This window comes from Brotaphodocola sp. (genome assembly GCF_983179755.1).
Window position 1 is genome coordinate 1 of the sequence record NZ_CFAHBC010000045.1, and the last position, 14,050, is coordinate 14,050.

A 14,050-nucleotide genomic window follows, 5' to 3' on the forward strand; every position below is an offset into this window, starting at 1 on the left:
ATAATAGATGAAGCGTTAAAGACGGCAGAGACAAAGAAGCGAGAAGCTCTCCTGGAGGCGAAGGAAGAGTCTTTAAAGACGAAGAATGAGCTGGATAAAGAGACAAAGGAAAGAAGAGCGGAACTTCAGCGCTATGAGAGGCGTGTACTGAGCAAGGAAGAGAATCTGGACAAGAAATCAGAGAACATGGAGAAGCGGGAATCAGCCCTCGCAGCCCGTGAGGAGGCTTTAAACCGGCGCAACGCCGAGACGGAAGCCCTCTATGAGAAGGGAATCGAGGAACTGGAGCGAATCTCTGGACTGACAACGGAGCAGGCAAAGGAATATCTTCTCCGATCTGTTGAGGCGGAGGTCAAGCATGACACTGCCAAGATGATTAAGGAGATGGAGAACAAGGCAAAGGAAGAAGCCGATAAGAAGGCCAAAGACTATGTGGTTACTGCAATTCAGAGATGTGCGGCAGATCATGTGGCTGAGAGCACGGTATCGGTGGTACAGCTTCCGAATGACGAGATGAAGGGTCGAATCATTGGACGTGAGGGTCGTAATATCCGTACCTTAGAGACCCTGACCGGCGTAGAGTTGATCATCGATGATACCCCGGAGGCAGTTGTTCTTTCTGGTTTTGATCCGATCCGCCGTGAGGTGGCAAGGATTGCTCTGGAACGCCTGATTGTGGATGGACGTATTCATCCGGCAAGAATCGAGGAGATGGTGGAGAAAGCACAGCGCGAAGTGGAGTCGAACATGCGTGAGGACGGTGAGTCCGCTACGCTCGAAGTTGGAATCCATGGAATCCATCCGGAGCTCGTGAAACTGCTTGGAAAGATGAAATTCCGTACCAGTTATGGACAGAACGCACTGAAACATTCTATCGAGGTCGCTCAGCTCTGCGGACTTCTTGCAGCCGAGGTCGGCGTGGACGTTCGTATGGCAAAGCGTGCAGGTCTTCTGCATGATATCGGCAAATCCGTCGATCACGAGATGGAAGGCTCTCATGTACAGCTTGGTGCAGAACTGTGCCGGAAGTATAAGGAGTCCCCGACTGTGATCAATGCGGTGGAGTCCCATCATGGAGATGTAGAACCTCAGAGCCTGATTGCATGTCTGGTACAGGCGGCAGATACGATTTCCGCTGCAAGACCGGGTGCAAGACGAGAGACTCTTGAGACGTATACAAACCGTCTGAAACAGCTTGAGGATATCACGAACTCTTTCAAGGGAGTAGACAAGTCTTTTGCGATTCAGGCAGGTCGTGAGGTGCGTATCATGGTTGTTCCGGAACAGGTTTCCGACGATGATATGGTGCTGATGGCACGCGAGATTTCCAAGCGCATCGAGGATGAGCTGGAATATCCGGGACAGATCAAGGTGAATGTGATCCGTGAGTCTCGTGCAACTGATTACGCGAAATAAATGAGCTATAAAATGATAGATGATAGACAGAATATCACTATCATAGAGTACAAAAAGATCGAGGATGTATGTGGCAGAAATGCCCGTACATCTCCGGTCTTTTTCATTTTATGGGCGATGGCGTCTGATTCAATTTAAAGCTTTGCAGGGACAGGCTTATTGATCATAATACTTAGCTTTTTTCTTACGATTTTGCTTTAAAGTTTACGAATCAGGGAAGTCGCTTGACAGGAGAGTTTTCGTGTAATACAGTGAAGGCAGAAAAGGTGTTACTGTATACGTGTGAACAGTAACGAAGTGGTCTGAGAAATACCAGAAATCAGCATATGGAGATGGAGGGGGAACAAGTGAGAAAGACAAAGACAGCCGCAAAAATCGCAGGATTGCTGACGCTCGGATGTCTGTTTGCAGGGCTGGTAGCGATGCCGGTTTTTGGAGCGAGCAGAAAGAGAATCAGTTCTGTGAATATTGAGGTGGAGGCAGAGATTCAGCCGGAGACGCGAATCGGAGAAGAGACCATTGATGTGAGCGTCAAGGGAGGAAAATACTACTACGATTACTACGATGTGGAGAATGACGGTTTCGAGTGGGAGGAAAATGACATCCCGAAGATCAGCATCTATCTGAGGGCTGAAGCCGGATACTATTTCTCACTGACAAAGGCAAGCTCTGTGAAGCTCTCCGGTGCAACCTATGTCAAGGCGACGAAGGAGGATTCCTCGGAGACGCTTAAGCTCACGGTGAAACTGCCGTCGCTCGCAGAGACGGTCGGGGATCAGTCAGATGTGATGCTGACAAACAATGGATATGCAATCTGGAAGGAAGTTCGAGGCGCAGGAAGTTATGAAGTGCGACTGTACCGGAATGGCGAGGGCGTTGGAGCGACGATGCTTACGACGACAGATTCTCATTACAATTTCCAGAGTGCAATGACGAAACCGGGAGATTATCAGGTTAAGGTACGCCCGGTCAACAAGGTCAACCAGGATAACAAGGGAACCTGGAAGGAGTCTACCGTCATCACCCTGAGTTCTGAGGACGCCACAAGAATCCGAAATGGAGAAGGTGGAGGAATGCCAGTGACCGGAGAGTGGGTATCGGATCAGATCGGCTGGTGGTATAAGCACAGCGATAAGACCTACACCAGGAATGGCTGGGAAGAAATTGATGGCAAGTGGTATTTCTTCGGTGAGGACGGTTACATGAAGACCGGATGGATCGATTGGAACGGAAAGAGATATTACTGCGACAAGAATGGCGTGATGCTTACGAATACGATGACACCGGATGGAACGATCCTCGGATATGATGGAACGCCGAAGACGGACTAAGTTAATTGATCGGAGAGCGTATAATAACAAACAGCAAAAAAGATCTGGCTGAAGAATTTCAATAGCCAGATCTTTTTCTTTACAGATCCAGAATCTCCTCATCGTTCGGTACATAGACATTTCCGTGGAAATATTTGCGGGCTTCGGCGGTGTAGAGCTCCTTGCGGGTGGCAAGGGTCTTGTCCTCCGTGTGCCACAGTACAAGGTTTGCGACACCGAGACGTTCTGCCAGTTCGCTTGCATCTTTTGCGGTGCTGTGATGTTTCTCGTAGGGCTTGAATCGCTCGCGGTCCTCGTAGAGACAGAATGCCTCATGGAGAAGCCAGTCACTGCCGGCGACGTATTTCTCACACAGATCATTGTACGGCTCGTCTCCGGCACAGGTCAAACGCTTTCTGTTCTTGAGTCTCATTGTGAATCCGTACTGCTTTGCCTTCGTGGAATGAATGTCGAAGAAAGTTACATCACTTTCAAGAATATGGAGGGTCTCACCGTCGTGGACAGCGGTCAGGTGAATCCGGTCACCGATTAGACGGTAAAGTTTGCCCTGAAGTGTCAGACGGCAAAATGTGTCGATCGTGGAGACGAGATCCTCGTGGCAGTAGATATGAAAATCGCCCTCATAGCTTCCGTTCAGGATGCGGGTTGCGACAAAGCGAACCATCCACACGACACCGAGAATGTGATCGGTGTGCTCGTGAGTCACGAAGAGATGATGGATCTGCTCGTAGCGGACATTCATATCTTCGAGAATGCGAAGAATTCCATTTCCGCCTCCGGCATCAACCATGAAGAACTGATCATCCTGCCTGATCGCAAAACAGGTGTTGTAGCAACGGGTGACAGCGGCATTTCCGGTTCCAAAAACATATAATTGTTCCATGTGTATTCCTCCAGTTTTAACAACCTGATACATAATTCAGAGTGACTTTCTCCTCAGTAAGGATTTGACCCCAACATTACTTTATGCTACTATAATTCTATAAAAAATGCAATGTTTACTGGCAGGGAAAGTTGTAGTTTTATAGTTTTGTGTTACTGTACACGGGTAGGCATCTTCTGAACGGAAAATGCCGAATGATACAGTGGTGGTAGCAGATTTTGCCGACTTAGAATGGAAAGCACCGGCAAAATCCGTTACTGTTTATGCAACACAGAAACAGTAACATGTTGCGGAGCGGGAGAAGATGTATTATGAGAGATTTGGAATATCTGAGGCTGTTGGCGAGAGAATATCCGAGTGTCAAGGCGGCTTCGAGTGAGATCATCAACTTAAAGGCAATCTGTGGTCTGCCGAAGGGAACCGAGTATTTCTTCAGTGACCTTCACGGAGAGTATGAGGCATTCGTTTACCTGCTTCGGAGTGCGTCCGGAATTATCCGTGAGAAAATTCGTGAGACATTTGGTCACATTATTCCGGAGGATGAGCAGGTTGAACTGGCGAATCTGATCTATTATCCGGACCGCAATCTGGCGCGTTTGATCGCGGAGGATCGATGCACGGAGGATTGGCAGAGAATCACGATCTATCGTCTTGTGGAGATCTGCAAGGTCGTGGCATCAAAATACACCCGCTCCAAAGTCAGAAAAAAGATGCCGAAGGAGTTCGCCTACGTCATCGACGAATTGCTTCATGTGGATTATAATGATGAGAATAAACGGGTATATTATGGGGAAATCATTCGTGCGATCATTGACACGAAGGTTGCAGACAAGTTCATTTCTGCAATCTGTGAGCTGATCCAGAACCTGACGATTGACAATCTGCACATCATCGGAGACATCTTTGATCGAGGACCGCGCGCGGACATCATCATGAATGAGCTGATGCAGTTCCACGATGTCGACATTCAGTGGGGAAATCATGACATCTCCTGGATGGGTGCGGCAACCGGCAATCCGGCGTGTGTCTGCAACGTTCTGAGAATTGCGATCAGCTACAACAGCTTTGATGTGCTTGAGGATGGATATGGAATTAATCTGCGTCCGCTCTCGATGTTTGCGGCGAAGGTTTACCGCGATGATCCGTGTACCCGTTTTACGCCGAAGATTCTCGACCAGAACATTTACGATGCGGTTGATCCGGGACTTGCGGCAAAGATGCACAAGGCGATTGCAGTGCTCCAGTTCAAGGTGGAGGGTCAGATTATCCGTCGTCATCCGGGATACAAGATGGATGATCGAATCTTGCTCGAGCAGGTGGATTACAATGCAGGAACCGTGACGATCGGCGGAAAGAGCTACCCGCTTCTTGACACGAATTTCCCGACAATCGATCCGGCACATCCGCTCAAGCTCTCGAAGGAGGAGGAAGAACTTCTCCACACGCTCGTGCTCTCATTTAAGCACAGTGAGCTTCTGCACCGCCACATCCGTTTCCTCTATGCGAGAGGAGAGCTTTACAAGTGCTGTAATGGCAACCTGATGTATCACGGATGTATCCCGATGAAGGAGGATGGCAGTTTCGAGGAGATGATCTGCGACGGCGAACCGCTGTCCGGTCGTGCGCTGATGGATTATATCAGTGGTCAGATCCGCCAGGCTTACTTCCTGAACGATGGAGAGCCGGGCAAGGAGCGCGCGAAAGATTTCATGTGGTATCTGTGGTGCGGAGCGAAATCACCGGTATTTGGAAAAGATAAGATGACGACATTTGAGCATTACTTTGTTGCAGACAAGGCACTTCAGCGAGAACACATGAATCCGTACTACAAGTTGAGTCAGAAAGAGGAGGTCTGCGACCGGATTTTTGAGGAATTCGGACTGTCGAAACAGGGCTCTCATATCATCAACGGTCATGTGCCGGTGAAGATCAAGGATGGAGAGACACCGGTGAAGGCAAACGGAAAACTCTTTGTCATTGATGGAGGTCTGTCAAAGGCTTATCAGAAATACACGGGAATTGCGGGCTACACTCTGATTTACAATTCCAATCATCTGGCACTTGCGGAGCACAAGCCGTTTAATCCGGATGTGGAGAGCACTCCGCGCGTCTCCATCGTTGAGAAGATGAAGAGCAGGGTGATGGTTGGAAATACCGACAAGGGAAAAGAACTGAAGGCGATGATTGAGGATCTGACCGAGCTTGTGGCAGCATTTAGAAGAGGTGACATCAAGGAACAGAATGATTAAGAAATGAGAAAATAAAATTTGACAAGGACGGTCAGAAAAACAAAGTCATAGAGATTGGAATAAAGGCAGAAAAACAAAGCGAAAGAAATAACACCAGAGAAGTAAAGCTAAAGAAATACAGCCAGAGAAATAGAGGCAGAGAAATACAGCGAGAAAAACTGGGACAGACAAATGTAGACAGATATAGGAAGTCGGATGAGAACGGAATGAGAGGAAGACAGAGAAGACGATGAATAAGACAGAATTTTTACAGGGATTGCAGTCAGCTCTTTCTGGAAATGTACCACCTGAGACTGTGCGGGAAAATCTGCGCTATTACAGCGATTATATCCGCTCAGAGGTGCAGAAGGGGAGATCCGAGAGGGATGTGATGGAAGAACTCGGAGATCCGCGTCTGATTGCGAGAACAATTATGGATGCAACGCCGGGAGCGGGAGAAGGAATGTTTGAGGAGTATCGCTCCTTCATTCCATTCGGATCTGCGGGTGCTGCGGATGGCGGATATGCAGGTGACGGCGAATCACAGGGACAGCAGGGAAATATTTTTACGGGCAATTCCAGTGTGCACTATTACGATTTGAATAAGTGGTACTGGAAGCTCGGAGCAGTTCTTGTCGCTATCTTGGTGGTGACGCTGATCATCACGATTGTGGGAGGAATTTTGAGTGTTCTGATTCCGCTTCTTCCGATCATTTTCCTCGTGATGTTAGTGATGTGGTTTGTGAAGGGACGGTAGAGAGATAGCCGGCGGTGAAGAGGCGAAGCCAATTGCGCCTTAGCTTGATTGCTATGAGAGTCGAATGGGAGAATCGAATAAGTCAATAGTGACAAAAAAACAGAGAAAACTGCGCAGGAAACCGTCACAAAATATTAATAAAATGTAAACAATGGTCCAAAAAACTTGACGCGCCCAATCTGAATATGTATAATAACGATGTAACATATTTAATAATTATGTAATAATTACGGTGCCGGAAGAGAGCTGGAAGCTGTAAAACGGTGGAAGCCCTCTCCGGCATCGGTTTGAGAACATAGAAATCATAGAAATAACAAACAACGTAAATACAAATTCTGGATTGGAGTGGATGTAGGAAATGAATAAATCGGTACTTTATATAGCCACAGCAGTGCTGGCAACGGGTTCTGTATTCTGGACAAGCCCTATGGTATCCCGCGCAGAGACCTCAACAAAGGCAATTAAAATCTCTGAGGCATTGAATCTCCCAGAGCTTGAGATTCCGGAAATCGAGAACGTGGCAGGGGTTGTCGAGGAAGCCGTTCAGATTGAGGAAGAAGAGGTAGCAGATGCCGAGGCAGAGGTTATCGATATGCAGGCTGGTCCGGATATCGCTGTTCAGAAAGCTCTCGCAGAGAAGAAGGCAGCTGAGGAAACAAAGGCAGCCGAGGAAGCAGCAGTTCAGGCAAAGGCAGATGCTCGCCAGAATGTTGTAGCTTACGCACTTCAGTTTGTAGGCGGAAAGTACCGTGCAGGTGGAAATGACCCACATACCGGAGCTGATTGTTCCGGATTTGTAAAATATGTTATGGAGCATGCAGCAGGAATCTCCATGAATCGTTCTTCAAGCTCTCAGGCAACACAGGGACACAAGATTAGTTCAAATGATATGCAGCCGGGAGATCTGATCTTCTACGGAAGTGGCTCCAGCATCAGCCATGTAGCGATGTACATTGGAGATGGCAAGATCGTTCACGCATCCACAGAGCGTACCGGTATCAAAGTTTCCAAGTGGAACTACCGCACACCGATCAAGATTGTCAGTGTATTCTAATCGATTCTGATTTTCACTTATCTGTCAGACCAGAATCAGTTAAAAATGAGAAATAGAGAAATTGAATAGGACAGCAGGAAAATACATAAAATAAAAAGACGGGATGAGGCGTTGTATGGCCTTTTGCCGTCTTTTTTGTATGATAGAAAATTGTGTCCTATCATATAAAAAAACTTTGATAGAATGCGCCAAGGCATATTTTTTTTATCTTCAAAATTATCTCCTCAAAAATGGAAAATGGAGAAAGAGCCGGGACAGGGGAGCTGTTCCGACTCTTTCTGAGGGGAGTATAAAATAATTAATAAGGCTGAAGAAAATGATTTTAAGGGAAATCGATTTTCTTCGAGTTTATTATACGTTATACGTCAAAAAATTGCAAGAGATTAACTGGAAACCAGAATCTTCCGGTATGGATTCGACAGGGAAGGATCATACTAATCCTGCATCAAAAAATTAGGATGTTCAGGAGGAAAATCACATGAGAGATTCTTACAGCGACAACCAGAATAACAGTCAGAACAACAGACAGAACAGCAATCAGAACAGCATGAGAAACAACAGTAAAAACAGCACCAGAAACGAGAATAACAGCAGAAACAATGCGAGAAATTACAGCCGTGATTCCTACTCGAACCGCAGTGAGAACAACACCGGGGATTATGAGGATTACCAGAATTACCGCGAGAAAAATTATGAGAGAAATTCCTCTCGCAACAAGATGAACAACCAGAGCAACCGGCACGAGCAGTAAAAACTCTGGAAATTCTCAGAGGGTCTCCGCTTTGTTTCCCAGTTTCTTTTGAAGGTTTTGGGACAAAGTGGGAGACCGTTACATATGCTGATAAAAAGAGGACAATAGAGGGTTTTGCATGTGGTGTCTGATCGGAAGTAGAGATCTGGAACGCTATCTTGACGAAGGAAGAGAGATCTTTTTGGCAGATCTGCGGGAGCGCCGGGATTATGAGATGGGTCATATTTGCGGGGCGATCAATTTTCCAGGAGATTCCTGGCGTCTGCGGATCTCAGAGTTTCCAGGAGACCGTCTGATTGTTCTTTACTGTTATCATGGTCCGAACAGCCTTCTGGTGGCAAGAGCGTTGTCTGCGATGGGATTTCAGACAGCGGATCTGTATGGAGGAATCGAGGGATACTGCGGAAAGTATCTCACTGGGTAGGGGCTCATGGGTCTTTCAGTTATTTGCGCAACGCGTGAACAGTGACGTCTTTCGTTGACAACTATCTGGTGAGGTTATAAAATATTATGTAACAATCAGGGGACGAGATGCCCCGAAAACAAGGGAAGGAGAATGGTTGACTTTTTCTGACATTTTCTGACAGAGAAGTTTGCGAAAGCGACAAGAGCGCGGAAGGCGTGAACAAAACGCAAGGATAAAACGCGAGAACAAAAGAAAAATATGAGAATAAAACACTCTGGATGGAAAAGGGCAACTGTGAGGAGAAAACGATGATGAAGAAATATATGTTTGCATCAGATGTTCATGGATCTGCGTGGTATTGCAGAAAGATGCTGGAGGCTTATGACCGTTCCGGCGCAGAGCGTCTGATTTTGCTTGGTGATCTTTTGTATCACGGACCGAGAAATGATCTTCCGAAGGAGTATGCGCCGAAGGAAGTGATTGCAATGCTCAATGAGCGCAAGAATGAGATCTGTACCGTCCGCGGAAACTGTGAGGCGGAGGTCGACCAGATGGTTTTGAATTTCCCGGTGATGGCAGATTATGCTCTGCTTGAGCTCAACGATCTCACTTTTTTTGCGACACATGGACATATTTTCAATGAGGAGCATATGCCACCGTTAAAGGCAGGAGATATCCTTGTTCACGGTCACACCCATCTGCTTCGTGCGGACAAGGTAGGGGAGAACTACATCCTCAATCCGGGTTCCGTGTCAATTCCGAAGGGCGGAAATCCGGCAACTTATGCGATTTTGGATGGAAAGACGTTCCGGATCATTGATTTTGACGGCAATATCGTGAAAGAGATCACCTTTTAAAAAAACTTAAAAAGAACTTAGAAAGAACAGCGATCATCGAAGATGATGATCGAGCAGGAGAAAAGAAAACATATGGCGATAAAAACCTACGAACTGATTGCACCTTGCCACTTTGGACTGGAAGCGGTGCTCAAGAGAGAGATTCTGGATCTGGGATATGAGATTTCCCGAGTGGAAGATGGAAAGGTGACATTCATCGGAGACGCAGAGGCGATATGCAGAGCAAACGTCTTTCTGCGGACAGCGGAGAGAGTGCTGTTGAAAGTCGGAGAATTCCGGGCGGTGACGTTTGATGAGCTGTTTGAGAAGACGAAGGCACTTCCGTGGGAGGAGTACATTCCGGTAGACGGAAAATTCTGGGTCAAGAAGGCAAACTCGATCAAGAGTAAGCTGTTCAGCCCGTCCGATATCCAGTCGATTATGAAAAAGGCGATGGTCGACCGCATGAAGCGCGCATACGGCGTGGATGTGATTCCGGAGACCGGTGCTTCCTATCCGATCCGTGTGGCATTTTACAAGGATGTGATCACCGTGGCACTCGATACGACCGGAGAGTCCCTGCACAAGCGCGGATACCGCAAACTGACGAGCAAGGCACCGATCTCGGAGACCCTTGCAGCGGCATTGATTATGCTGACTCCGTGGAACAAGGACAGAATCCTCGTTGACCCGTTCTGCGGAAGTGGAACGTTTCCGATTGAGGCGGCAATGATCGCTGCCAACATCGCACCGGGAATGAATCGTTCCTTCCTCTCAGAGGACTGGAAGAACCTGATTCCGCGCAAGTGCTGGTATGAGGCGATGGACGAGGCCGAAGAGCTTGTCGATGACAGTGTGAGCGTTGACATTCAGGGATACGATGTGGATGGTGACATCATCAAGTCCGCAAGAGCAAATGCGGAATCCGCGGGTGTGGCGCACCTGATTCATTTCCAACAGCGCCCGGTGAGTCAGCTCAGCCACCCGAAGAAATACGGTTTTCTGATCACGAACCCGCCTTACGGAGAGCGTATTGAGGACAAGAAGAATCTTCCGGAACTGTACAGCCAGATCGGAGAGCGTTTTGCATCTCTTGACAGCTGGTCAGCATTTATCATCACCTCGTATGAGGAGGTCGAGCGATATATGGGACGAAAGGCAGACCGCAACCGTAAGATCTACAACGGCATGATGAAGACGTATTTCTATCAGTTCCTCGGGCCGAAGCCACCGAAGCGCAAACTGGAGCATGAGGAGAAGTAGAAGCAGAGCAGGACTTGGGAAGAGCAGACGGGGGTGTTGTTTTTTCATCGTTTTGATGGTAGTTTCCCTGACTTCCGGCTGTGGGAGATTCCGGTGGGAGAGCGAAGACTCAAACGTAAATTCAAAAGGGAATCGTCAGACTACAGAGCAGGAAGAGCTTGCAGATCAAGAAAACACCACAGAGCAGGAAAGTACAGCGGATCAGGGACAGGCTCAGAGTGAGTCAAAAGGTGCGGAAAGCATGAAAGAGCCTCTTCCGAGATTCTATGATGCGAGACAGGACGGCAGAACATCTATGGTCAAGGATCAGGGAGAGAAGGGAACCTGTTGGGCGTTTGCGTCGATGCAGGCGCTTGAAAGCTCTCTGCTTCCGGAGGAGTCCTATGATTTCTCGGAGGACCATATGGTGCACGATCCGGACTTTATTCTGAACTCGGAAGAAGGCGGGGACTACGTGATGGCGATGGCGTATCTTCTGTCATGGCGGGGTCCGGTATTGGAGTCTCAGGACCCTTATGGAGATGGGATCTCGCCGGACGGACTCTTACCGGTAAAACACGTTCAGGAGATCCGTCTCTTGCCTGAGGGAGACCGTGAGGCGATCAAGCGCGCGGTCTATACGACCGGAGGTGTGCAGAGTTCGCTTTACACGGCACTTCAGAAGGCAGGGGCGGATACTGCCTATTACAATCAGGAGACTCAGGCTTACTGTTATCAGGGAGAGGAGGTTCCAAACCACGATGTCGTGATTGTGGGCTGGGACGATGATTTTCCGGCAGAGAACTTCACAACGAAGGTTCCGGGAAATGGGGCGTATCTCTGTGAGAACAGTTGGGGAACTCAGTTTGGAGAGGCGGGATACTTTTATGTATCCTATTATGACCGGAATCTCGGAAAGACAAACCTGGTCTATTCGCGGACAGAGGACCCGGACAATTACAGCCGGATTTATCAGAGTGATCTGTGTGGATGGCTCGGCCAGATTGGCTACGGGGAGGAGACGGTCTGGGCGACAAATGTGTATCGTTCCGGGGAGAGCGCGGAGACACTCTGCGCGGTTGGATTTTATGCGACAGACCGGGACACAGAGTATGAGGTCTATGTGATTCCGAAGGTTCCGGAAAATCAGGAGTCGGTGATCGCGAAACTCTCTGCGGGGGGAGCAAAGAAGACAAAGCTGTCCCGCGCAAAAGGGAAACTTGAGGATGCCGGTTATTATACGATTTCTCTTGACCAGTCGGTACGCATCCCGCCTCAGACACGATTTGCGGTCATGGTGCGATTGAAGACACCGGGGACAGTTCATCCCGCCGCAGTCGAGTATGACACCGGAGACGGGCGTTTCCGCGTGGATTTGAGCGATGGAGAGGGATATGTGAGCCCGGATGGAAGCCAGTGGGAGCGGACGGAGGAAGCTCAGAACTGCAATCTGTGTCTGAAGGCATATACGAGGATTGAAAAAAAGAGCGGGTGAGCGAGCCTGAGCCTTGGCTTGAATTCAAGGAATCAATTGCAGGTTGTAATGGAATAGAAATGAGATAGAGAAAAAATATTTGACAGGGAGAAAAAGAGGGAGAGAGAAATAAATGAAACATAGAATTGTATTTGCAACCGGAAATGCCGGAAAAATGAGGGAGATTCGGGAGATTCTCGGGGATCTCGGCTGTGAGATTTTATCGATGAAGGAAGCGGGAGCAACACCGGAAATCGAGGAAAATGGAAAGAGCTTTGCTGAAAATGCAGAGATCAAGGCGCGCGCAGTCTGGAACTGCACGGGGGGCATCGTCCTTGCGGATGATTCCGGACTTGTCGTGGATTATATCGGAGGAGAGCCGGGAATTCTTTCCGCGCGTTATCTCGGTGAGGATACCTCCTATGAGATCAAGAATCAGGCGATCATTGACCGTCTCAAAGACGCGGAGGGCGGGGAGCGTTCCGCGCGTTTTGTCTGCAACATTGCAGGCGTGCTTCCGGATGGTCGTGTGATTCACACGGAGGCGACGATGGAAGGTCTGATCGCCAAAGAATCGGCAGGCTGTGGTGGATTCGGTTACGATCCGATTCTGTATCTTCCTGAATTTGGAAAGACATCCGCAGAGATCACGATGGAGCAGAAAAATCAGATTAGCCATCGGGGAAAAGCGCTCTCAGCGATGAAAGAAGAATTGCGAAAAGTTCTCGGGGAGGAAAATAAATAGATGAAAATTCTGATTGTGAGTGATACGCATCGGAAGGATGATAATCTGAAGTGGGTTCTGAAGGAAGAAGCTCCGCTCGATATGATGATCCATCTCGGGGACTCGGAGGGAAGCGAAGTGGAAATCCCGAAGTGGGTCAACGAGGGCTGTGAGATCGTCATGGTTCGCGGAAACAACGACTTTTTCTCATCACTTGAACGGGAGATCGAGCTTGAGCTTGGACCGCACCGGATTCTCCTGACCCACGGTCACTACTACAACGTTTCTCTCGGTGTTGAGACACTTGAGCAGGAGGCGATCGAGCGAGGCTGTGACATCGCAATGTACGGTCACACGCACCGCCCTTATCTGGAGATCGGCGATCAGGTGACGATTCTGAATCCGGGCAGTCTTTCTTACCCGAGACAGGAGGGACGCCGTCCGTCCTACATGATTATGGATATGGAGGACGATGGTCGCGTGCATTTCCACACATATTACCTGTAAGAGATTATCTGAATTTTCCTGTTTTTGATAGGTAGGAGGATAGGTGGGAGATTCGGAGAATTACAAGATTTCTCAGAGGGGTGCCAATACCCTTCTGAGAGATCTGCTCTGATTTTCCTTGGAAAAACGGGCAAAAACGAGCAAAAGAAAAAAATAAAAAAAGTTTTGCAAAAAGTGTTGACAAATACCGATGTGTGTTTTATAATGATACTCGCGTTGTTCGACAGCGGTTGGAACGAAAACAGAGCTGGAACAAGCGATTTCAAAACATCCGGGGTGTGGCTCAGCTTGGCTAGAGCGCCTGGTTTGGGACCAGGAAGTCGCAGGTTCGAATCCTGTCACCCCGACTGTGTGAGACAACACATAAAAAGTAGATTGTAATGATCTGCGGGCGTAGTTCAATGGTAGAACACCAGCCTTCCAAGCTGGATACGTGGGTTC

General features: G+C 48.3%; 13 protein-coding genes and 1 tRNA gene. 13 read left to right on the forward strand and 1 reads right to left on the reverse strand.

The window, feature by feature from the left end:
* The coding region (gene rny / locus AC4EVX_RS11920) for a ribonuclease Y (RefSeq protein ID WP_490160279.1) at window positions 1-1,416 on the forward strand (1,416 nt) is incomplete at its 5' end.
* Between the two features lie 347 nt (window positions 1,417-1,763).
* The gene (locus tag AC4EVX_RS11925; protein ID WP_177978263.1) at window positions 1,764-2,747 is read left to right on the forward strand and encodes a cell wall-binding protein; all 984 of its coding nucleotides are present in this window, start codon (window positions 1,764-1,766) and stop codon (window positions 2,745-2,747) included.
* Window positions 2,748-2,826: 79 nt separating this feature from the next.
* Here the strand turns inward: AC4EVX_RS11925 and AC4EVX_RS11930 are convergent, their stop codons facing one another.
* Window positions 2,827-3,636 carry an MBL fold metallo-hydrolase gene (locus AC4EVX_RS11930; RefSeq protein ID WP_177978330.1) on the reverse strand — a complete coding sequence of 270 codons (810 nt, stop codon included), beginning with the start codon at window positions 3,634-3,636 and terminating at the stop codon, window positions 2,827-2,829.
* 305 nt (window positions 3,637-3,941) lie between these two features.
* On the opposite strand from AC4EVX_RS11930, the gene AC4EVX_RS11935 reads away from it, so the two are divergent.
* The 11 genes from AC4EVX_RS11935 (at window position 3,942) to AC4EVX_RS11985 (ending at window position 13,956) form a co-directional block, all read left to right on the forward strand.
* A complete protein-coding gene (locus AC4EVX_RS11935; RefSeq protein WP_308450978.1) occupies window positions 3,942-5,879 on the forward strand; it encodes a fructose-1,6-bisphosphatase in 1,938 nt (645 codons plus the stop codon).
* 229 nt (window positions 5,880-6,108) lie between these two features.
* Window positions 6,109-6,615 carry a DUF1700 domain-containing protein gene (locus AC4EVX_RS11940; RefSeq protein WP_177978265.1) on the forward strand — a complete coding sequence of 169 codons (507 nt, stop codon included), beginning with the start codon at window positions 6,109-6,111 and terminating at the stop codon, window positions 6,613-6,615.
* Window positions 6,616-6,973: 358 nt separating this feature from the next.
* The gene (locus AC4EVX_RS11945; protein ID WP_177978266.1) at window positions 6,974-7,669 is read left to right on the forward strand and encodes a C40 family peptidase; all 696 of its coding nucleotides are present in this window, start codon (window positions 6,974-6,976) and stop codon (window positions 7,667-7,669) included.
* A 478-nt stretch (window positions 7,670-8,147) separates the two neighbouring features.
* A complete protein-coding gene (locus tag AC4EVX_RS11950) occupies window positions 8,148-8,420 on the forward strand; it encodes a hypothetical protein (protein WP_177978267.1) in 273 nt (90 codons plus the stop codon).
* Window positions 8,421-8,538: 118 nt separating this feature from the next.
* Window positions 8,539-8,844 (forward strand): rhodanese-like domain-containing protein, encoded by a 306-nt coding sequence (locus AC4EVX_RS11955; RefSeq protein WP_177978268.1) that lies wholly within the window; start codon window positions 8,539-8,541, stop codon window positions 8,842-8,844.
* A 290-nt stretch (window positions 8,845-9,134) separates the two neighbouring features.
* A complete protein-coding gene (gene yfcE, locus AC4EVX_RS11960; protein WP_490160280.1) occupies window positions 9,135-9,683 on the forward strand; it encodes a phosphodiesterase in 549 nt (182 codons plus the stop codon).
* A gap of 78 nt (window positions 9,684-9,761) precedes the next feature.
* Window positions 9,762-10,925: a THUMP domain-containing protein gene (locus AC4EVX_RS11965; protein WP_177978332.1), complete on the forward strand. Its 1,164-nt coding sequence runs from the start codon at window positions 9,762-9,764 to the stop codon at window positions 10,923-10,925.
* Complete coding sequence (locus tag AC4EVX_RS11970; RefSeq protein ID WP_177978269.1) at window positions 10,912-12,399, forward strand: lectin like domain-containing protein; 1,488 nt, start codon at window positions 10,912-10,914, stop codon at window positions 12,397-12,399. Before AC4EVX_RS11965 ends, AC4EVX_RS11970 begins: the two co-directional genes overlap by 14 nt.
* 112 nt (window positions 12,400-12,511) lie before the next feature.
* Window positions 12,512-13,123, forward strand: a complete 612-nt coding sequence (gene rdgB, locus AC4EVX_RS11975; RefSeq protein ID WP_177978270.1) for an RdgB/HAM1 family non-canonical purine NTP pyrophosphatase — start codon at window positions 12,512-12,514, stop codon at window positions 13,121-13,123.
* Complete coding sequence (locus tag AC4EVX_RS11980) at window positions 13,124-13,609, forward strand: YfcE family phosphodiesterase (RefSeq protein ID WP_177978271.1); 486 nt, start codon at window positions 13,124-13,126, stop codon at window positions 13,607-13,609.
* 272 nt (window positions 13,610-13,881) lie between these two features.
* A tRNA-Pro gene (locus tag AC4EVX_RS11985) sits at window positions 13,882-13,956 on the forward strand.
* The last annotated feature ends 94 nt before the right edge of the window (window positions 13,957-14,050 follow it).

What these genes read in the sequence shown, in the direction of transcription:
- AC4EVX_RS11935 (WP_308450978.1), top strand. Translation starts at nt 3,942, where the DNA reads ATGAGAGATTTGGAATATCTGAGGCTGTTGGCGAGAGAATATCCGAGT.
- AC4EVX_RS11940 (WP_177978265.1), top strand. Translation starts at nt 6,109, where the DNA reads ATGAATAAGACAGAATTTTTACAGGGATTGCAGTCAGCTCTTTCTGGA.
- AC4EVX_RS11945 (WP_177978266.1), top strand. Translation starts at nt 6,974, where the DNA reads ATGAATAAATCGGTACTTTATATAGCCACAGCAGTGCTGGCAACGGGT.
- AC4EVX_RS11950 (WP_177978267.1), top strand. Translation starts at nt 8,148, where the DNA reads ATGAGAGATTCTTACAGCGACAACCAGAATAACAGTCAGAACAACAGA.
- AC4EVX_RS11955 (WP_177978268.1), top strand. Translation starts at nt 8,539, where the DNA reads ATGTGGTGTCTGATCGGAAGTAGAGATCTGGAACGCTATCTTGACGAA.
- yfcE (WP_490160280.1), top strand. Translation starts at nt 9,135, where the DNA reads ATGATGAAGAAATATATGTTTGCATCAGATGTTCATGGATCTGCGTGG.
- AC4EVX_RS11970 (WP_177978269.1), top strand. Translation starts at nt 10,912, where the DNA reads ATGAGGAGAAGTAGAAGCAGAGCAGGACTTGGGAAGAGCAGACGGGGG.
- rdgB (WP_177978270.1), top strand. Translation starts at nt 12,512, where the DNA reads ATGAAACATAGAATTGTATTTGCAACCGGAAATGCCGGAAAAATGAGG.
- AC4EVX_RS11980 (WP_177978271.1), top strand. Translation starts at nt 13,124, where the DNA reads ATGAAAATTCTGATTGTGAGTGATACGCATCGGAAGGATGATAATCTG.